This window comes from Rhizobium terricola (assembly GCF_012927355.1).
GTDB classification, from domain to species: Bacteria; Pseudomonadota; Alphaproteobacteria; order Rhizobiales; family Rhizobiaceae; genus Allorhizobium; species Allorhizobium terricola.
Genome location: NZ_JABBGK010000001.1, coordinates 556,742 through 576,450, shown reverse-complemented (window position 1 = coordinate 576,450; position 19,709 = coordinate 556,742). Strand labels below are relative to the sequence as shown.

Annotated in this window: 21 protein-coding genes; 16 read left to right on the top strand and 5 right to left on the bottom strand. The window is 64.1% G+C overall.

Features of this window, described 5'->3' with window-relative positions:
- Window positions 1-156 precede the first annotated feature (156 nt).
- The 6 genes from HHL25_RS02650 to HHL25_RS02625 all read left to right on the top strand — a co-directional run bounded on the left by HHL25_RS02650 (window position 157) and on the right by HHL25_RS02625 (window position 6,654).
- The gene (locus HHL25_RS02650) at window positions 157-2,508 is read left to right on the top strand and encodes a marine proteobacterial sortase target protein (RefSeq protein WP_169586995.1); all 2,352 of its coding nucleotides are present in this window, start codon (window positions 157-159) and stop codon (window positions 2,506-2,508) included.
- A 49-nt stretch (window positions 2,509-2,557) separates the two neighbouring features.
- Window positions 2,558-3,169 carry a class GN sortase gene (locus HHL25_RS02645; RefSeq protein WP_169589532.1) on the top strand — a complete coding sequence of 204 codons (612 nt, stop codon included), beginning with the start codon at window positions 2,558-2,560 and terminating at the stop codon, window positions 3,167-3,169.
- 93 nt (window positions 3,170-3,262) lie between these two features.
- Window positions 3,263-4,429, top strand: coding sequence for a PQQ-dependent sugar dehydrogenase (locus tag HHL25_RS02640; RefSeq protein WP_169586993.1), 1,167 nt, complete (start codon window positions 3,263-3,265; stop codon window positions 4,427-4,429).
- 103 nt (window positions 4,430-4,532) lie between these two features.
- On the top strand, window positions 4,533-5,423 hold the full coding sequence (locus HHL25_RS02635) for a DMT family transporter (RefSeq protein WP_169586991.1): 891 nt from the start codon (window positions 4,533-4,535) through the stop codon (window positions 5,421-5,423).
- A 453-nt stretch (window positions 5,424-5,876) separates the two neighbouring features.
- Window positions 5,877-6,092: a cold-shock protein gene (locus HHL25_RS02630; RefSeq protein WP_169586990.1), complete on the top strand. Its 216-nt coding sequence runs from the start codon at window positions 5,877-5,879 to the stop codon at window positions 6,090-6,092.
- Window positions 6,093-6,243: 151 nt separating this feature from the next.
- Entirely contained in the window at window positions 6,244-6,654 is a 411-nt protein-coding gene (locus tag HHL25_RS02625; protein WP_169586988.1) for a BA14K family protein, read from the top strand.
- 77 nt (window positions 6,655-6,731) lie between these two features.
- Here HHL25_RS02625 and HHL25_RS02620 read toward each other — a convergent pair whose 3' ends face one another.
- Window positions 6,732-7,379, bottom strand: coding sequence for an MBL fold metallo-hydrolase (locus HHL25_RS02620; protein WP_169586986.1), 648 nt, complete (start codon window positions 7,377-7,379; stop codon window positions 6,732-6,734).
- Between the two features lie 258 nt (window positions 7,380-7,637).
- On the opposite strand from HHL25_RS02620, the gene HHL25_RS02615 reads away from it, so the two are divergent.
- The 4 genes from HHL25_RS02615 to HHL25_RS02600 are packed head-to-tail and all read left to right on the top strand — an operon-like array spanning window position 7,638 to window position 10,876.
- Window positions 7,638-8,153: a MarR family winged helix-turn-helix transcriptional regulator gene (locus HHL25_RS02615; RefSeq protein ID WP_169586984.1), complete on the top strand. Its 516-nt coding sequence runs from the start codon at window positions 7,638-7,640 to the stop codon at window positions 8,151-8,153.
- Window position 8,154: 1 nt separating this feature from the next.
- Window positions 8,155-8,856, top strand: coding sequence for a response regulator (locus tag HHL25_RS02610; protein ID WP_169586982.1), 702 nt, complete (start codon window positions 8,155-8,157; stop codon window positions 8,854-8,856).
- Between the two features lie 30 nt (window positions 8,857-8,886).
- Window positions 8,887-10,266, top strand: a complete 1,380-nt coding sequence (locus HHL25_RS02605) for an ATP-binding protein (protein ID WP_169586980.1) — start codon at window positions 8,887-8,889, stop codon at window positions 10,264-10,266.
- Window positions 10,267-10,291: 25 nt separating this feature from the next.
- Entirely contained in the window at window positions 10,292-10,876 is a 585-nt protein-coding gene (locus tag HHL25_RS02600) for a DUF1349 domain-containing protein (protein ID WP_169586978.1), read from the top strand.
- Between the two features lie 16 nt (window positions 10,877-10,892).
- Here the strand turns inward: HHL25_RS02600 and HHL25_RS02595 are convergent, their stop codons facing one another.
- From HHL25_RS02595 to HHL25_RS02580, 4 genes are all read right to left on the bottom strand, one after another.
- Window positions 10,893-11,252 carry a tRNA-binding protein gene (locus HHL25_RS02595; protein ID WP_169586976.1) on the bottom strand — a complete coding sequence of 120 codons (360 nt, stop codon included), beginning with the start codon at window positions 11,250-11,252 and terminating at the stop codon, window positions 10,893-10,895.
- A complete protein-coding gene (gene proC, locus HHL25_RS02590) occupies window positions 11,249-12,067 on the bottom strand; it encodes a pyrroline-5-carboxylate reductase (RefSeq protein ID WP_169586975.1) in 819 nt (272 codons plus the stop codon). Before proC ends, HHL25_RS02595 begins: the two co-directional genes overlap by 4 nt.
- Window positions 12,068-12,069: 2 nt before the next feature.
- Complete coding sequence (locus tag HHL25_RS02585; protein WP_169586973.1) at window positions 12,070-12,570, bottom strand: type III secretion system chaperone family protein; 501 nt, start codon at window positions 12,568-12,570, stop codon at window positions 12,070-12,072.
- A 465-nt stretch (window positions 12,571-13,035) separates the two neighbouring features.
- Entirely contained in the window at window positions 13,036-13,302 is a 267-nt protein-coding gene (locus HHL25_RS02580; RefSeq protein ID WP_169586971.1) for an accessory factor UbiK family protein, read from the bottom strand.
- Window positions 13,303-13,495: 193 nt separating this feature from the next.
- On the opposite strand from HHL25_RS02580, the gene lgt reads away from it, so the two are divergent.
- From lgt to HHL25_RS02550, 6 genes are all read left to right on the top strand, one after another.
- A complete protein-coding gene (lgt, locus tag HHL25_RS02575) occupies window positions 13,496-14,350 on the top strand; it encodes a prolipoprotein diacylglyceryl transferase (RefSeq protein WP_246701675.1) in 855 nt (284 codons plus the stop codon).
- Window positions 14,351-14,363: 13 nt separating this feature from the next.
- Complete coding sequence (locus HHL25_RS02570; protein ID WP_169586969.1) at window positions 14,364-15,464, top strand: class I SAM-dependent methyltransferase; 1,101 nt, start codon at window positions 14,364-14,366, stop codon at window positions 15,462-15,464.
- 124 nt (window positions 15,465-15,588) lie between these two features.
- Window positions 15,589-16,383, top strand: a complete 795-nt coding sequence (pgeF, locus tag HHL25_RS02565; protein ID WP_169586967.1) for a peptidoglycan editing factor PgeF — start codon at window positions 15,589-15,591, stop codon at window positions 16,381-16,383.
- Between the two features lies 1 nt (window position 16,384).
- Window positions 16,385-17,536 (top strand): M24 family metallopeptidase, encoded by a 1,152-nt coding sequence (locus HHL25_RS02560; RefSeq protein WP_169586965.1) that lies wholly within the window; start codon window positions 16,385-16,387, stop codon window positions 17,534-17,536.
- A 121-nt stretch (window positions 17,537-17,657) separates the two neighbouring features.
- The gene (locus HHL25_RS02555) at window positions 17,658-18,485 is read left to right on the top strand and encodes a hypothetical protein (protein ID WP_169586963.1); all 828 of its coding nucleotides are present in this window, start codon (window positions 17,658-17,660) and stop codon (window positions 18,483-18,485) included.
- 116 nt (window positions 18,486-18,601) lie between these two features.
- Complete coding sequence (locus tag HHL25_RS02550; RefSeq protein WP_169586962.1) at window positions 18,602-19,534, top strand: ribose-phosphate pyrophosphokinase; 933 nt, start codon at window positions 18,602-18,604, stop codon at window positions 19,532-19,534.
- The last annotated feature ends 175 nt before the right edge of the window (window positions 19,535-19,709 follow it).

Below are 19,709 nucleotides of genomic sequence, written 5' to 3'. Positions count from 1 at the left end.
TTCCGGAACAACCGGCAGCGCGAATACCCGAAAAGACTTCGATTTTCACAATAACGCCACGATAAATACAGTGTGGCGCCGCAATTCGGTCCCCGAGAAGTCTACAAGCAGGCTTCTTCTTCTCGCATTGAACTATTTTATTGCGAGGGGTATCCGATGTTTCTGGAAGACGAGAATGCCGCAACGCTGAAGTGCCTGCACCGGGTCGCCCGACATGGCCTGGTGGCACTGGCAGCCATCATCGCCTGTGTCGCCATGCTGATCGGCCTTGCCGTCACGGCCCATGCCGAGACGCCGCCACCGCAGGACGTCAAGTCACCCGCCCTTGTCCGACCCAACGACATGAACATGGGCGGACTGCTGTTCCCGGCCAAGGAACCCGGCTTCTTCGTCGAGGCGCCGCGCCTCAAGACGGACGTCGCGATCGAGGTGTCCGGCCCGGTTGCCCGCGTAAAGGTCACCCAGCGCTTCCTCAACCCGTCCAAGGGTTGGGTGGAGGGCACCTACGTCTTCCCGCTTCCGGAGAACTCGGCCGTCGACGAGCTGCGCATGCAGATCGGCGACCGCTTCATCGAAGGCAAGATCAAGCCGCGCCAGGAAGCCCGCCAGATCTACGAGCAGGCCAAGGAAGAGGGCAAGAAGGCCGCCCTGCTCGAGCAGCAGCGCCCGAACATCTTCACCAACGAGGTCGCCAATATCGGTCCGGGCGAAACCATCGTCGTCCAGATCGAATACCAGCAGACCATTCGCCAGTCCGGCGGCGAATACTCCCTGCGCTTCCCCATGGTGGTCGCACCCCGCTACAATCCGATGCCGATCGTCGAGACGGTCGAGTTCAACGGCAATGCCGGCTTCGCCGTGCCGCAGGACCCGGTCGAAAACCGCGAGAAGATCGAGGCGCCCGTGCTCGACCCGCGGGAAAATGCCAAGATCAATCCGGTCGCCCTGACCGTCGATCTCAAGGCGGGCTTTCCGCTCGGCGAGGTGAAGTCCGCCTTCCACGAAGTTGCGATCACCGAAGACGGTGCCGAACACCGCAGGATCGCATTGAAGACCGAAAGCGTGCCCGCCGATCGCGATTTCGAACTCACCTGGAAAGCCATGCCCGGCAAGCAGCCGAGCGCCGGCCTGTTCCGCCAGGTGGTCGACGGCAAGACCTACCTTCTCGCCTTCGTCACTCCGCCCCAGGCCCAGTCCGAGGCGCCGGCCGCGAACCGCGAAGCCGTCTTCGTCATCGACAATTCCGGCTCCATGTCCGGCCCGTCGATGGAGCAGGCCAAGGAAAGCCTTGCCCTCGCCCTATCGAAGCTCAAGAGCACCGATCGCTTCAACGTCATCCGCTTCGACGACACCATGACCGACTTTTTTGGCGGCCTTGTTCCGGCAAGCCCCGACAACCGCGAGAAGGCGATCGCCTATGTACGCGGACTGACCGCCGACGGCGGCACGGAAATGCTGCCGGCCCTCGAGCAGGCCCTGCGCAACCAGGGTCCGCGCGCTGCCGATAGCCTGCGCCAGGTGATATTCCTGACCGACGGCGCCATCGGCAACGAACAGCAGCTGTTCGAGGAGATCACCGCGAACCGCGGTGATGCCCGCGTCTTCACCGTCGGCATCGGTTCCGCCCCGAACTCCTTCCTGATGACCCGCGCCGCCGAACTCGGCCGCGGCACCTTCACCCATATCGGCTCGGAGACGCAGGTCGCCGAACGCATGGGCGAACTGTTCGGCAAGCTGGAGAACCCGGTGATGACCGACATTGCCGCGATCTTCGACGGAGCCGGCGCCCAGGACATCACGCCCGATCCGGTTCCCGACCTTTATGCCGGCGAGCCGGTCGTTCTGACAGCCGAACTCGCCGGTACGCACCCGACCGGAAAACTCCAGATCGTCGGCAAGACCGGAGCGCAGCCCTGGCGAGTCGAGATGGACATCGCCAATGCCGCCGAAAGCGCAGGCATCTCAAAACTCTGGGCCCGCCGCAAGATCGACGACATCGAGGCGACCGGCTACAACAGCGCCGATCCCGCCGCGACCGACAAGGCGATCGAGAAGGTCGCACTCGCCCATCACCTCGTGTCCCGCATGACCAGCCTCGTCGCGGTCGACGTGACGCCGTCGCGCCCGAAGGACCAGCCGCTCGACCAGACCAGGCTGCCGCTCAACCTGCCCGCCGGCTGGGACTTCGACAAGGTCTTCGGCGAGGCGCAGCCCCAGCCTGTCGGCTCCCCCGCCGGCGATCGCGCGATGAGCCCGACGGTATTGCCGGAAGCTGCAGCCGCCGTCGAAAGCGAGATGGCTGCCGCCCCCACGCCGGCCGTCGCCCAGCTTCTGGCCAAGAAGGCGGCTCCGCAGGTCGCCCTGCCCCAGACCGCAACGCTGGCCGAGCAGCGCATCCTGCTCGGGCTGATGATGCTGTGCTTCGCCGCGATGGCGGCGGGCGGGCTCGCCCTCTGGCGCCGCAGCCTGAAGGACCTCATGAACGCCGCGGGGACACGTCGTGGCTGAGGATCGAAGGATCGACGTGCGCCGACCGCTCTGGAAGCGGCTCGGCCCGATGGAAAAGGCAATCGCCGCCGGTATCGCGGCGATTGCGGCCGGCGGTTTCTTTCTGATCGCCGACGGCCTCTACATCAAGGCGAAGGCCGAACTCTCGCAGGTGCTGCTCGAGCGGAGCTTCGCCGCGGAACTGGCGGGGGCGGAGAATGTCCGCCCCTGGCCCTGGGCCGACTTCGTCACCGAGGCCGAAATCAGCGCACCGAGGCTGAAGCGCTCGGCCGTGGTCCTGTCCGGCGCCAGCGGCGAGACGCTGGCCTTCGGCCCGGCCCTGCTCTCCGGCACGCCGCGCCCGGGTGAAGAGGGCACGGCCGTGATCGCCGCACACCGCGACACCCATTTCGCCTGGCTGAAGGACGTCAAGGCCGGAGACCGCATCGAGGTCCTGAGGCGCGACGGCAAGCGACTGACCTTCATCGCCGGCAACGCCCGCATCGCCCGGTGGGACGAAAGCGGCATCGATCCGCACGCCTTCGGTCACAACCTGGCACTTTCCACCTGCTGGCCCTTCGACGCAAAGGAACGCGGCCCTCTCCGTTATATCGTGGAGGCAAGCCTCGTTCCGGACAGTGAGGTTGCAGCGGGCACGCTTGGTTCGACCCGCATCAACTGACGCCCGATAACGTCTTCGGCATTGCCGGAGACGCGCCCTTGTCATTCCGGACCGCGCTCCCAAATAGTCCGGAGATAGCAAGGGAGGCATGACATGGAGAGTTCGACCGGCAGGCAAGACAGAAGGCGTCTCGGCATCCCGGTGCTGGGGCTCCTCGCGCTTGCCCTTGCCGCACCGCAGGCAGGGGCAGCCGATCGTGTCCCCTCCAAGAAGGTCGAACTGGAAGTTGCCCCCGTTGCCAGTGGCCTCGAGCATCCCTGGTCCGTCGAGGTCCTGCCCGACGGCGCCTATATCGTCACCGAGCGTCCGGGTCGCCTGCGGATCATCCGCGACGGCAAGGTCGGCGAGCCGGTGACCGGCCTGCCGGAGCTCTTCGTCGGTGGGCAGGGCGGCCTGCTCGACGTCGCCCTGTCGCCGGGCTTTGCCAAGGACCGCCGGTTCTATTTCACCGCCTCTGTCCCCGGAGAGGGAGGACAGGGCACGGCCCTCTTCGCCGCCAGGCTTTCGTCCGACGAAAGCAAACTCGAAGACGTCACCCGCCTGTTCGCCATGAACCGCTTCACCGGCACCGGTCAGCATTTCGGTTCGCGCATCGCCATCGCCGGCGATGGCAGCCTGTTTTTCGGCATCGGAGAACGCGGCGAGATGGAACGCGCCCAGGATCCCAAGGACCATGCCGGTTCGATCCTGCATGTGACACCGGAGGGAAAGCCCGCAGCCGGCAATCCCTTTGCCGATGGTACCCGCGGCGCACCGGAAATCTGGTCGATCGGCCATCGTAACCCGCAAGGCATCGTGATCGACAGCGCAGACGGCACGCTCTACACGGTCGAGCACGGTGCACGCGGCGGCGACGAGATCAACGCGCCCAAGGCTGGCGCCAACTATGGCTGGCCGACCATATCCTATGGCAAGCATTACAGCGGTGCGGAAATCGGCGTCGGCCAGTCCGCCGAAGGCTTCGAACAGCCGCTCCATTACTGGGACCCGTCGATCGCACCCGGCGCCATCGATGTCTATCACGGCGCCATGTTCCCCGAATGGGAGGGCGATTTCCTCGTCGCGGCGCTGAAATATGAACTTCTCGCGCGGATCGACCGGGACGAGGCTGGCGCGATCACCGGCGAAGAACGGCTTTTCGACGGCGCCTATGGCCGCCTGCGCGACGTCAAGGTCGCACCCGACGGCTCGGTCCTGCTCCTCACCGACGAGGAAGACGGCGCCCTTCTCCGCATCACGCGCGCCACCGCCGCCCCCTGACGCCGCGGAGCGTACCGTCGCCGCTCCTCCCCGGCTTGTCGCCGATGATGCGACCTGATACCGCTCCCTCCTCTTTTCGACCGTTGGGGGGAACCGACAGACCATGAGCCGCATCCAGGCCAATCTCCTGCTGCTCCTCGCGGCCGCGATCTGGGGCGGCGGCTTCGTCGCACAATCGGAAGCGATGGAATGGATCGGCCCGAACTGGTTCAACGCCCTTAGATTCGCGCTCGCGATGGTCGCCGTCGTTCCCTTTGCGCTCCGCGAGAGCCGGAAGGCCGCACGCGCCCTCACCATCCGCGACTACGCATGGTTCGTGCTCGTCGGTGCCTCGCTGCTGCTCGGCCAGACCATGCAGCAGATCGGCATCCAGTCGACGACGGTGACCAATGCCAGCTTCCTGACCGGCCTCTACGTCGTCCTCGTCCCGGTCATCGCCGTCGTGGTGCTGCGCCGCCGCCCGCACTGGATCATCTGGCCGACGGCATTCCTGACGGTCTTCGGCATCCTGCTGCTGAACGGCGGTTCGCTCTCCGCGCTAAGCAAAGGCGATGTCCTCATCATCGTCTGTGCTGTCTTCCTCGCGGTCCAGATCACCGTCACCCCGATCGCGGTCCGGGCCAGCGGGCGTCCTCTCGCCCTTGCGGCCGTGCAGTTTGCCGTCTGCGCCGGGGGCGCAGGTCTGGCCGCAGTCGCCCTGGAGCCGATCAGCGCCACCGCAGTTAGCGCCGCACTGCCGGAAATTCTCTATGCCGGCCTCTTCTCCTCCGGCGTCGCCTTCGTCCTGCAGATCATCGGCCAGCGCTACACGACCGCGCCGCAGGCGGCGATCTTCCTGTCCTCCGAGGCGCTTTTCGGTGCGCTTTTCGGCGCGGTCCTGCTCGCCGAGACGCTGCCGGCCATCGGCTATGTCGGCTGCGGCCTGATATTTTCGGCCATGCTGCTCGTCGAAGTGGTACCGGAACTGACCAGGCGGCGGGTCGCGACCGCCTGAGAGTGTATTTCCGAAATATCGAAAATACGCCAACTTTTCCTAAAGGGGGAAGGCTGCGACCAAAAAACTATATCGCTGGCGATGCAAGTTTCATCTGAAAAAGCAAAATATTTCGCAACCGGCACTTTTACCGGTCATTTGCGCCATTCTCGAAGCGGCGCAGCTGGCGGCCCTTAGAAAACTTTCGCTTGCCAATTCTTAATAAACCTAGCAATCTTCGCGCGTTCGGGCAATTTGCGAGCACGGGAAGACCTTATAATACAGCGCACCGGAGACGCTAGAAGTTCCGGGCAGCTCAGCGGGAACATTGGCAAGTACATCGCTTGTAGAACGTTGACCTGCGGCAACTGGGACCCTTTCCTCAAAAGTCGAAATGCCTGTCGAGCACCCGGGAACGGGTAACATTGCAATGCTGCCCCGCCGACACTGGGCAGAGAGAAAAGGACCTGACGCATGGCCGAGACTGGCACTGTAAAATTCTTCAATACCGACAAGGGCTTTGGCTTCATCAAGCCCGACAATGGCGGCGCTGACATCTTCGTACACATCTCTGCCGTCCAGGCTTCCGGACTGCAGGGCCTCTCTGAAAACCAGAAGGTTAGCTACGACACGGAACCGGATCGTCGCGGCAAGGGCCCGAAGGCCGTCAACCTGCAGATCGCCGGCTGATCTTCGCAATTTGCTTCGGCATACGCATTGCGGCCCGGCAGATATGCCGGGTTTTTTCGTTCAGCTTCGGTTCAGCCTGTGGCCCATATCCTGCCGCTATTGATCGTTAACAAACGTCAAAGACAATTGCAGGTCACAGGAAGGCAGAGCCATGATGAACTTCGCGAAATATTCCCTGCTCGCGGCAGCGCTCGTAGCAGCACCGCTCGGTGCGTCGACGCAGGCCCAGGCAGGTGACTACTATCGCCGTCACCACAACGACGATGCCCTCGCAGCAGGTGCGATCGGCCTCGCGGCCGGCCTCGTTACCGGCGCCGTGATCGCCAGCCAGCCCCGCACCGTCTATGTGGAACCGGAACCCGAGCCGATGTATGTCGAGCCGGAGCCCGTCTATGTCGACGAATATCCGCCGGCACCGCGCCAGGTCTACCGCTCCGTCGGCGTCGAGCCGTGGACTGCCGAATGGTATGACTACTGCGCCGCCCGCTACCGGAGCTTCAATGCCCGCAACGGCACCTATGTCGGTTATGACGGCCGCGCACATTTCTGCACCGCAGGCTGAACCAGACCCAGTTCAACGATCCCGGAAAATGCGCCGCAAGCCGGCGCATTTTTCGTTTGTGTCCCGCTATGGTGGAATCAGAGACCGCGCAGGAAGGGGTTGTTGCGGCGCTCCTCGCCGATCCGCCCGCCCGGTCCGTGCCCGCAGATGAAGCCGACGTCGTCGCCGAGCGGCAGGACCTTGTCCCGGATCGAATCGAGCAGTGTCTGGTGGTCGCCGCCGGGCAGGTCCGTTCGACCGATCGAACCGTTGAACAGCACGTCGCCGACATGGGCGAAGTTCTGCGCACGGTTGAAGTAGATCACATGACCGGGTGCGTGGCCGGGGCAATGCAGCACCTCGAAGGCATGCTCGCCGAAGGACACCGTGTCCCCCTCCTCCAGCCAGCGATCCGGCATGGCATTGCGAACCTTCATCGGCACGTTGAACATCTTCGCCTGCTGTTCCAGGCCCTGCAATAGCGGCAGGTCGTCCTTGTGCGGGCCGACGATTTCAAGGCCCAGGGCCTCCTTGAGTTCTTCGGCACCCCCGGCATGGTCGAGATGTCCATGCGTGAGCCAGATTTCCTTCAGGGTGATGCCGTTTTCCTTGAGCGTCTGCAGGATCACTTCGACATCGCCACCCGGATCGACGATCACGCCTTCGCGGGTTTCGGTGTCGAACAGGATCGTGCAATTCTGCTGGAAGGGGGTCACCGGAATGATCCCGGCCTGCAACTGTCCCATGGAAGCTTTCCTCGTTTTCACGTGATCTGCGCATACCATGTCCCGATCCAAACTCAAATCGCGGTAGAACCCGCGCGAAACTGTGCGATCCCGGTAATTTCGTTGGAGTTTTTCCCCGTCTGCGCTTAGTTTTGCCGCAAAACGGGCGCCGGTTCGAAAGCCGTGTCGCGCCCAGGGTTCAGGATTTGCGGCAGCCTTGGCCGCGGCAGGCCGAGATGGCCGCCGCGGCATGGCGCCGAAGGGACGAGGAATTTGCACGTGGCTCGACAGTCGGCGGGTAAGGCTGCCAGGAAAGACATGCCGGAAATGCCGGTCGTCGACGACAAGACCATCGATTTCGAAACGATCGAACTGCTGTTCTTCGCCTATCGCGATTTCGTTTCGGACCCCGATGCGATCCTTGCCAAGATCGGTTACGGCCGTGCCCATCACCGCGTGGTCTATTTCGTCAGCCGGCGCCCAGGCATGACGGTCGCCGATCTTCTCAACATCCTGCAGATCACCAAGCAGAGCCTGGCGCGCGTTCTCAAGGAACTGATCGATTCCGGCTATATCCGCCAGATGGCCGGCCCCGCCGATCGCCGCCAGCGCCGCCTCTATCCCACACTGGCCGGGCGCGAACTGGCGCTGGCTCTGTCCGAGCCCCAGTCCCGGCGCATCGAAAGAGCGCTCGACGGCTTCACGCCGGAAATGCGCGAGGGGGTCCGCAGGTTTCTCGAAGGTATGAGCCGCCCCGATCCGAGTGCGGCCGCCGAACAGGTCGGAGGCGACTGAGATGGCGAGGAAGATCTTCATCCCCGACGACGCACCCCACCTTCTCGTCGTCGATGACGACACCCGCATCCGCGACCTGCTTCACCGCTACCTGACCGAACAGGGTTTTCGCGTGACCGTCGCCGCGGACGCGGCCGAGGCCCGGCGCAAGCTCGAGGGCCTGCATTTCGACCTTCTCGTGCTCGACGTGATGATGCCGGGCGAATCCGGCCTGTCGCTGACGCGGAGCCTTGCAGCCGATAAGGCGATCCCCGTCATCCTGCTGACGGCCCGGTCCGAAGCGGAATCGCGCATTGCCGGTCTCGAAGCCGGTGCCGATGACTATCTCGCCAAGCCCTTCGATCCCCGCGAACTGGTGCTGCGGATCAACAACATCCTGAAGCGCAACCTGAACACCGATCAGCCGAAGATCGAGCAGGTCATGTTCGGGCCGTATAGCTTCTCCATACTGCGCAAGGAACTGAAGCGCGGGCCGGAGGTCATCAAGCTCACCGACCGCGAACAGGAGATCATGATGCTGTTCGCGACGCGGGCGGGCGAAACCATTCCGCGGCACGAACTGATCGGTAACGACACCGAGGTCGGCGAGCGGACCATCGACGTGCAGATCAACCGTCTGCGCCGCAAGATCGAGGACGATCCGGCCAATCCAGTGTGGCTTCAGACGGTCCGCGGCATCGGCTACCGCCTGAGCATGGACTGACCCGCCGGCACGGAAGGGAAGCGAGCGACGATGACGCTGTTCGACAGCATACGCAGGGACCAGGATCGCTCCTTCGCGGGCCTCCGCAGCCTGCCGCGCTGGATCCGGCATCGGCTGCCGACCGGCCTCTACGCCCGCTCGCTGCTCATCATCATCCTCCCCATGCTGATCCTCCAGACGGTTCTCGCCTCGGTATTCATGGAGCGGCACTGGCAGATGGTGACGCAACGTATGTCGGGCGCAGTCACGCGCGACATTGCCGCCATCATCGCATTGATCGAGGCCTATCCCGGAGAGAAGGACCTCCAGAACGTCGTGCGCATCGCCCGCGAAAAGCTGAACATGACGATCTCGATGGACCCGGGCGGCGAACTTCCCGCAGCAAGGCCCAAACCCTTCTTCTCCATCCTCGACCAGATCCTCAGCGACCAGATCGAGGCCCAGATCGGCAAACCCTTCTGGATCGACACCGTCGGCGATTCCCGGCTGGTCGAAATCCGCATCGCCCTTGGTGAGGGCGTGCTGCGCATCTACGCCCAGCGCAATTCGGCCTACGCCTCGAATACCCATATCTTCCTGTTGTGGATGGTGGGCACCTCTCTCGTCCTGATCGTCATCTCGATCCTCTTCCTGCGCGGCCAGATCCGACCGATCCTGTCGCTCGCCCGGGCGGCAGAGAGCTTCGGCAAGGGCCAGAAGCCGCCAGAGGATTTCAGCCCGCGCGGGGCCGACGAAGTCCGACGCGCCGGTCTTGCCTTCATCCTGATGCGCGAGCGCATCGAACGGCAGATGGAACAGCGCACCGCCATGCTGACCGGCGTCAGCCATGACCTGCGCACCATCCTGACCCGTTTCAAGCTGCAGCTGGCGCTCGCCGGCGACATCCCGGATCTTGAAGTGCTGAACCAGGACGTCGATGACATGCAGAGCATGCTCGAGGGCTACATGGCCTTTGCCCGTGGCGAGGCGGAAGAAGATCTCGGCAAGCTCAGGCTTGGCGAACTCTTCGACAAGCTCAAGGCCGATTTCGACCTGCATGGCAAATCGCTCACCTACAGCATCGAGGGTGACGAGGAGATCGCGGTGCGGCCGAACGCCTTCACCCGCCTCGTCACCAACCTCGCCTCCAACAGCCGCCGCTATGCCGACCGGCTGGAGATCGAGGCGAAGCACAGTGCCAAGTGGCTGACCATCGTTCTCGACGATGACGGCCCGGGCATCCCGCCCGATTACCGCGACGACGTCTTCAAGCCGTTCTTCCGCCTGGACGAGGCGCGCAACCTTGATGCCTCCGGCACCGGCCTCGGCCTGGCGATCGCCCGCGACATCGCCCGCAGCCACGGCGGCAATGTCACCCTGAGCGACAGCCCGCTCGGCGGACTGCGGGCCACCATCCGCGTCCCCGCCTGACCACGAACGACGGGAAAGGTTACAGATGTCCACCGACTGGAACGCGCTTTCCTGGCTCAATCCGCCGCCGCTCAGCGAGAGCACGACGGACGGCCTGCGCCTTGTCACCGGCAGCGAAACCGATTTCTGGCAGCAGACCTATTACGGCTTCCACCGCGACAACGGTCATTTCCTGCACAGATCCCGCGCCGGCGACTTCACCGCCGAGACCCGCTTTTCCGGCCGCTATGAGACGCTCTACGACCAAGCCGGCCTGATGATACGGCGCGACGCGCGAAACTGGATGAAGTGCGGCATCGAATACACCGACGGGCGGTGCCACCTCAGCACGGTCGTGACGGTAGAGGGCCGTTCCGACTGGTCAGCCTTCGCCCTGCCGGCGCCGATCTCGACCCTGGACCTGAAGGCAAGCCGGCTCGGCGATGCGCTCTTCGTGCAATATCGCACGGAGCCGGCCCTGCCCTGGCAAATGGCCCGCCTCGCCGGCTTCCCGGCGGAGTTCGATCATCTGGATGTCGGCGTGATGGCCTGCTCCCCGCAGCGCGCCGGCTTCGAGGCGGTGTTCCATCATTTCACGCTGGGCGATCCGGAAAGCCGCGACATCCACTGACGCCGCGGCGAAGCGGTCACATCATCTTCCGGCCGTTCGGAACGGCCTGCTCGACGGCAGCGAGCACGATGGCACCCTCGGCATCGGCAAAGCCGAGTGTCAGAACCTCTGACCGGAAGGGACCGATCTGGCGCGGCGGAAAATTGACCACGCCGAGCACCTGCCGGCCGACGAGGCTCTCCGGGCTATAGTGCACCGTGATCTGCGCCGAAGATTTCTTCACGCCGATATCCGGCCCGAAGTCGATCTTGATCTTGATGGCCGGCTTGCGGGCCTCGGGAAAAGGCTCGGCCTCGATCACCGTGCCGACCCGGATGTCCACCTTCTCGAAATCCGCATAGCTGATTTCTGGCTGAAGCGCGTCCTGCCCGCTCATCCGGCCAGTTCCTCGGCGCGCACACGAGCCGCCTCGATCGCCTTGTCGAACAGCGGCTGCATTCCGTCATCCGCCATCAGCACCGAAAGTGCCGCAGCCGTCGTACCGGCCGGCGATGTCACGTTCTGGCGAAGCCTGGAGGCAGCGTCGGGGGACTGGTGAAGCAATTCACCAGCCCCCGCGACAGTTTCCCGTGCGAGGCGCATGGCCAGGTCCGCCTGCAGGCCCGCTTTACGGCCCGCCTCAGCCATGCACTCCACGAGATAGAAAACATATGCCGGCCCACTTCCAGAGACGGCCGTCACAGCATTGATCTGGTCTTCGCTGTCCAGCCATTCGACCGGTCCCGAAACCTTGAGAAGACGATGGACGATATCGCGCTGATCGGCATTGACCGCCGGGTTGGCGAAGGCCCCGGTCACGCCGCGGCCGATCATCGCCGGCGTGTTCGGCATGGCGCGCACCATGGCTGCCTTGCCGAGATGGGTCTCCATGAAGGAAAGCGTCTTGCCGGCGGCAACGGAGACCACGACGGTATCGGGCCCGACGAGCGGCTTCAGCGGCGGCAGAACGGCTTCCATCACCTGCGGCTTGACCGCGAGGAACAAGATGCCGGCCTTCAGGTCGGCCGGGACCTCCTTCGAATAGGTTGCTCCCGCCTCGTTGATCTGCGCCATCATCGATGCCGAGGGACCCGGATCGATCACGGTCACCGACGATCCAGGCACGCCGCTCTTCAACCAACCGGAGAGCATGGCACCGCCCATGTTCCCCGCTCCGACGAGCACCACATGCCCCATCGTCGTACTGCTCATGCTCAAGCTTCTCCGGCCGTTTCGAAAAGGACGGCGTCCATTGCGCTCTTGGCGTCCATCCCCGACCAAACCACGAATTGGAAGGCCTGGAAATAGGCTTCGCAGGCATCGACCGCGCTCGAAAGCAGAACCTCGACCTGACGGTTGGTCGGTTCGGCCCCGCCGGCAAGCAGCAGGGACTGCCGGAAGATCACCACGTCCTCGTTGCGCCACAGGTCGAAATGCCCCATCAGCACCTGGCCGTTGATGAACGAAAGCAGCCGAATGACTTCGTTGACGCGGCTTTCCGGGATCTTCAGGTCGAAAGCCGATGCAAGATGCAGCGCTTCGAACTCTTCCATCCACGAGAAGGACACCTGGTAGTCCGCCCAGCGGCCCTCGACCGTCATGGCGAGTTCGTCTTCGCCGGAACGTTCGAACGACCAGTCATTGTTCGAGGCCACGAATTCGATCATGTCGACCGGGTTGGACTGTCGTTCGAATTCCAATTGCATCAGGCTCATGCGGCACCTTCTTGACCGGGATGAATGCGATATTCGAGTGGAGACACCGAAAAACACAGACAAATTTACCGGGAACAACACTGGGAATGATTCCCTTTGGACCCCAGGGTACAACACTCACCCTGCCCGAAACTTGCGTAGGTCCGTTTCGAATCATCATTTAAAATCAGTGTATAATGGCGAAGACCAAGTACCAGCCCCCGGCCCGCGTTTTGGCCGACACGTCTGTGGACAGCAGTTGCGGCAGCACCTGTGCACAAGCTCATAAGCGACTCTGCCGATTGGCTTTTTTCGCGTGGCCGGCATGTGGAAAAATAACATGTATGAACGGCGGCCAAGTCCCAGCCACCGTCATCGGCACCGACGAAAATGGCCCGATACGGAACACCGCACCGGGCCATCAAAAATCCGTGGATTCGCGACCGCGAACCTTGGCAGGCGGATCGGCGGATCCGCCGCATCGGTTCAGGCGGACTTGCCCTTGGCTGCGAGCTTCGCTTCGAGCGCCTCGATGCGCTTCAGCAGCGCGTCGTTCTCGTCGCGGGCCTTGATCGCCATTTCGCGCACGGCTTCGAACTCTTCGCGCTTCACGACGTCCATGCTGTTCAGCCAGCGTTCCGCCTGCGAATGGAAGGCCGTTTCCATTTCCTTGCGCACGCCCTGAGCCGCGCCGGCCGCATCGGTCATCAGCTTGGCAAATTCGTCCATTATACGGTTCGGGCCCGTCGACATGGCTTTGACTCCTCTTGCGTTCGATCCCTGGACGGCGTCCTCGGTGCTGGAATTTGAGGTAGGCATTCGGCCCGGTCGTTGCAAGCGATTTTCACGCGGCATCTTTTCGCACGCGGCAGCGCGCGAGACGATTCCATCTTGACCGTGCCTTTTCGGAACGCCATTTTCCGGCTGCATCAAAGAAAGAGCAACCTTGCCGACTGCCGCCGAATTCCTTTCCATCCTGACGTTTCCGGCGATCGATCCGGTGGCCGTTTCCATCGGCCCCCTGGCGATTCACTGGTATGGCCTCGCCTATGTCGCCGGCATCATGCTGGGCTGGTTCATCGCCCGCCGCATGCTGCTGAAACCGGGCCTCTGGCCGAACGACACCCCGCCCTGCACCGCCGCCCATCTCGATGACTTCCTTCTCTGGGTGGCGCTCGGCATCGTGCTCGGCGGCCGCATCGGCTACATCCTGTTCTACGATTTCGCCTCCGTCGCCGCGAACCCGCTGCGCGCGATCGAGATCTGGAACGGCGGCATGTCCTTCCATGGCGGTTTCCTCGGCGCCACGCTGGCAATGGTCTTCTTCGCCCGCCGTCATGCGATCCCGCTGTGGAGCCTGTTCGACATCGTCGCGAGCGTCGCCCCGCTCGGTCTCCTGTTCGGGCGCATCGCCAACTTCATCAATGGTGAACTCTGGGGCCGCCCCTCGGATGTGCCGTGGGCCATGGCATTCCCGACCGGGGGTCCCTTTCCGCGCCATCCGAGCCAGCTCTATGAAGCCCTGCTCGAAGGCCTGGTGATCTTCGTCGTGCTGCAGATCGTCGGCCGGGTCTTCCGCGGTTTCCGCTCCCCGGGCCTGGTCACGGGCTGCTTCGTCAGCCTCTATGCCCTGGCGCGCATCACGGTCGAATTTTTCCGCGAACCCGATCCGCAGCTCGGCTACCTGGCCGGCGGCTGGCTGACCATGGGAATGGTCCTGTCATTGCCGATGCTGGCCGTCGGCCTGTGGGCGCTGGTGCGGGCACGCCGCGCCGCCGCGCAGCCCACCGGACGAGAATGAGGAGGCGCCCGCGATGACGACTGCCCTCGCCCGCAAGATCAAGTCCCTGATCCTCACCAACGGTCCGATCAGCGTGACGGATTTCTTCGCCCTGTGCCTCGCCGATCCAGAACACGGGTACTACAAGACACGCAATCCCTTCGGCCGCGCCGGCGACTTCGTCACCGCGCCGGAGATCAGCCAGTTGTTCGGCGAGATGATCGGCGTCTTCATGGTCGTCGCCTGGCAGCGCCATGGCGAGCCGAAGAACGTGCGGCTGGTCGAGATCGGCCCCGGCCGCGGCACGATGATGGCCGACATGCTGCGCGTCGTCGCCCGCATTGCACCGGCCCTTTACGAAACGGCCAGCCTTCATCTGGTCGAGACCAGCGCCTTCCTGCAGAACGTCCAGCGCGAGACGTTGTCCGCCCATGGCGACAAGATCCATTGGCACGAGAGCTTCGACGAAGTGCCGGAGGGTTTCACGCTGATCGCCGCGAACGAACTGTTCGACGCGATCCCGATCCGCCAGTTCATCCGCACCGCGACCGGTTTCCGTGAGCGCATGGTCGGCCTCGACTCCGATGGCGAACTCTGCTTTGCGGCCGGCGTCGCCACCCTCGACCCCGCCCTCCTGCCCCAGCGTCAGGAACTGCCGCCGGAAGGAACGATCTTCGAGGTATCTCCCGCCCGCCAGTCCGTGCTGGTGACGCTCTGCCAACGCCTGCTCAAATGCGGCGGCAGTGCACTGGTAATCGATTACGGCCACATGGTCACAGGCTACGGCGACACGCTGCAGGCCGTGCTCGCCCACCAGTTCGATCCGCCACTTGCCCATCCCGGCATGGCCGACCTGACGAGCCATGTCGACTTCGAGAACCTCGCCCGCACCGCCATGGCGACCGGGGTGCAGGTCAATGGCTGCATGCATCAGGGCGATTTCCTCGTCGGCCTCGGCATCGAGGACCGTGCCGCCTCGCTCGGTCGCGGCAAGGACGATAAGACGCAGGCCGACATCATTCAGGCGGTCGAGCGCCTCGCCGGCGCCGGAGAGGGCCGCATGGGCGAGCTCTTCAAGGTCATGGCATTCTCGAGCCCCACCGTGGCGCTCCCGCCGTTCAAGGCGCCCAATTGACAGCCCCGGCGGCGATGCGCCAACATCGCCGCGGCTGAAATCGCGGAAGAATTCGTTTTTCCAGAGTGTTTTCAATTCTGACACGGTCGACTCGACCGGCGGCCCGCCGCTTCGGAGGCAGCGAATGCAAGATCATCCCACGCCCGAACCAATCACGAGCCCGCTTCTGGCCAATGCCACCGGCGACGGCATCCGTCATGGTTTCTTCACCCGCAAAGGCGGCGTCTCCGAAGGCATCTACCGGGGCCTGAACGTCGGGCTCGGTTCGAACGACGACAGGGACAGCGTGCATGAGAACCGTCGCCGCGTCAGCGGCTGGTTCGGCCTTGGCCCGGAGAAGCTGGCCACGGTTCACCAGGTCCATTCCCCGGACGTCGTGGTGGTCGATGCCACCTATGACGGCAACCGCCCGACCGCAGACGCGCTCGTCACCGCCACGCCCGGCGTCATTCTCGGCGTGCTGTCGGCCGATTGCGGTCCGGTGCTGTTCGCCGATGCGGAAGCAGGCATTATCGGCGCCGCCCATGCCGGTTGGAAAGGCGCGCTCGGCGGCGTGCTGGAAAACACCATTCTCGCCATGCAGTCGCTCGGTGCCCGCCGCGAAGCGATCACCGCCACCCTCGGTCCCTCCATCAGCGGCGCCAACTACGAGGTCGGCCCCGAATTCGTCGAACGCTTCCTCAAGGAGAACCCCGATTTCGAACGGTTCTTCTCGCCCTCGGCCAAGACCGGGCACGCCATGTTCGACCTGCAGGGCCTGACGGTGAAACGGCTCCTCGACGCGGGCGTGCGGGCCGACAGCCTCGGCATCTGCACCTATGCCGATCCGGCCACCTTCTTCTCCTATCGCCGCACCACCCATGCCGGCGAACCCGACTACGGACGACAGATTTCCGCGATAGCCATTATGGAGGACTGACATGGCGCTGCATTTTGATGCCAGCGAATACGCCACGCGTCTCGAGCGGCTGACCGCCCGGATGGCGGAGGAAAAGCTCGACGCCATGCTGCTCTTCGCCCAGGAGAGCATGTACTGGCTGACCGGCTACGATACCTTCGGCTACTGCTTCTTCCAGACGCTGATCGTCAAGGCCGACGGCTCGATGACGCTTCTGACCCGCTCGGCGGACCTGCGCCAGGCCAAGCACACCTCCAACATCGAGAACATCGTTATCTGGGTCGACCGGGTGAACGCCGATCCGACGATGGACCTGCGCAACCTGCTGAGCGAGATGGACCTGCTCGGCGCGAAGATCGGCATCGAATACGACACGCACGGCATGACCGGCCGCGTCGCCCGGCTGCTGGACAACCAGCTTACCAATTTCTGCGAGATCATCGACGCATCCTACCTCGTCAGCGAACTGCGCCTGGTGAAGAGCCCGGCGGAAATCGCCTATGTCGAGCGGGCGGCGGCCCTCGCCGACGACGCGCTCGATGCGGCCCTGCCGCTGATCCGTGCCGGCGGCGACGAGGCCGCGATCCTCGCGGCCATGCAAGGCGCAATCCTGGCCGGCGGCGGCGATTATCCGGCCAACGAGTTCATCATCGGCTCGGGCTCTGACGCCCTTTTGTGCCGCTATAAGGCTGGCCGCCGCACGCTCTCGGACAAGGACCAGCTGACCCTCGAATGGGCCGGCGCCAGCGCGCATTATCATGCAGCCATGATGCGCACCATCATCGTCGGCGAGCCGTCCACCCGCCACCGCGAGCTCTACGCCGCCTGCCACGAGACGATCAAGGCGATCGAAACCGTGCTCCGGCCCGGCAACACCTTCGGCGACGTCTTCGAGACCCATGCCCGCATCATGGACGAGCGCGGATTGGCCCGTCATCGCCTGAACGCCTGCGGCTACTCGCTCGGCGCCCGCTTCTCGCCCTCCTGGATGGAGCACCAGATGTTCCACACCGGAAACGCGCAGCCGATCCTGCCCGACATGTCCCTCTTCGTGCACATGATCATCATGGACAGCGAACGGGATACGGCGATGACGCTCGGTCACACCTATCTGACGACCGCCGAGGCCCCCCGCCCCCTCTCCCGCCACCCGCTCGAACTGCTGGCCCGCTAGGTCGACCGTGTTTTTCCCCGGGCAGGTGTCCGTCCTCAATGCCCGGGGCTCTAAGGAATTGATAGGATTTTAAGGTTATCCTCATCAAATCCACGGGAGGTGGCACGAGGACGGCAGGACGATGAGACTAACCCGAACTGCGACGGCTGGCCTGCTCGCGACGGCCGTGTTGACTGCCTGCAACACGCCCGAGACCAGCATGGTGCCGCCGATGGAAATCGGTGACGGCGGCCAGGCCGTGAGCGACAACGACCTGTCGCTGGCCCGCGGTCCCCAGGCGAGCTATGCCCAGTCCTCCCCGGTCCAGAGCGCACCCCTCGGCGAGCAGGGCTACTATCCCTCCGCACCTCAGAATACCCTCGAAGCCCAGGCCGCCGCACTCGAAAGCGGCCAGAACCCGGTCGCATCGGCTCCGCTCGATGGCGCGCTCGTCGGCGGCGCGCCACCGTCTTCGCTCGCAGCAGAGCAGCCGCGGATGACGGCGCAGGCCCCGGCCCAGACCGAGGAAACACTTGGTGTGCAACCGGCACCGACAGCACAGACGGCCGAAACCCGGCAGGTCGCGGCACTGCCGCCTGCCGCATCAGGCACGCTCCGCTTCCTGCCGATCATCGGCGCACCGGTCCAGTCGATCACGCCGCTGTCGCGCCAGCTCGGCGCAGAGGCCCGCGCCAAGGGCCTGACGATCAAGGGCTCGGGCGATCCCTCAAGCGAACACATTCTCAAGGGCTACCTCTCCGCCTTCGGCGACGGCAGCGCGATCACCGTCGTCTATGTCTGGGACGTTCTCGACGCCACCGGCAACCGCCTGCACCGCATCCAGGGCGAGGAAAAGGTCCCCTCCGCCGCCAGCGATCCGTGGGCCGGCGTACCGGCCTCGCTCATGCAGCAGATCGGCACGAAAACGATTGCGGAATACATGAGCTGGCGCCAGGCCCACGGCGCCTGATCCACCGCGTTTACATTCTTTTCGCGAAAAAGGTCAGCATTCTCGCCAAACCTCTTGCATTCGAGGGGAAGGGCGCTAAAAAGCGCCCATCTCAGCATGACAACAGGCGGACCAACATGAAGGTTTTCGCAGGTAATTCGAACCGGCAGCTCGCCGAGGCAATCTGCAATTATCTCAACGTACCACTCGGAAAAGCCAGCGTCAGGCGGTTCGCAGACCAGGAAATCTTCGTAGAAATCCAGGAAAATGTACGCGGCGAGGACGTCTTCGTCGTCCAGTCGACGGCCTTCCCGGCCAACGATCACCTGATGGAACTGTTGATCATGATCGACGCCTTCCGTCGCTCGTCGGCCCGGCGCATCACGGCAGTTCTTCCCTACTTCGGCTATGCCCGACAGGACCGCAAGCCCGGCCCGCGCACCCCGATCTCGGCCAAACTGGTGGCAAACCTGATCACCGAGGCCGGCGCCGACCGCGTTCTCACCCTCGACCTGCATGCAGGCCAGATCCAGGGCTTCTTCGACATCCCGACCGACAACCTCTACGCCGTGCCGCTTCTCGCCCGCGACGTCAAGGAACGCTACGACACCAAGAACGTCATGGTCGTTTCGCCGGACGTCGGCGGCGTGGTTCGCGCCCGCTCGCTCGCCAAGCGTCTCGACTGTCTGCTGGCGATCGTCGACAAGCGCCGTGACCGTCCGGGTGAATCCGAAGTCATGAACGTCATCGGCGACGTCACCGGCAAGGACTGCATCCTGATCGACGACATCGTCGATTCCGGGGGCACGCTCTGCAACGCGGCCGAAGCGCTTCTGAAGCACGGCGCGACCAGCGTGACGGCCTATATCACGCACGGCGTGCTGTCGGGCGGCGCAGTGACCCGCGTCACCTCGTCCAAGCTGCGCGAACTCGTGATCACCGACTCCATTCAGCCGACCACGGCTGTGCAGTCGGCGCACAACATCCGCGTGCTGACCACCGCGAACCTGCTCGGCGAAGCGATCAACCGCACCAGCGCGGAAGAATCCGTTTCGAGCCTGTTCGACTAAGACAATTCGGCGGGCGGCCTGGTCGCCCGTTGCCCGCCTTGTGGCGGAACGTGTTGGGAGGCGCGGCGGCTTTCCCCGACATCCTTGGCCGGGCCTGCGCACGGCTCCATGAGAAGCTTTGGCAATGCTGCTACCACGGCGACGTCGGGGTGTAGTATCGCCTCCCCAACCCTTC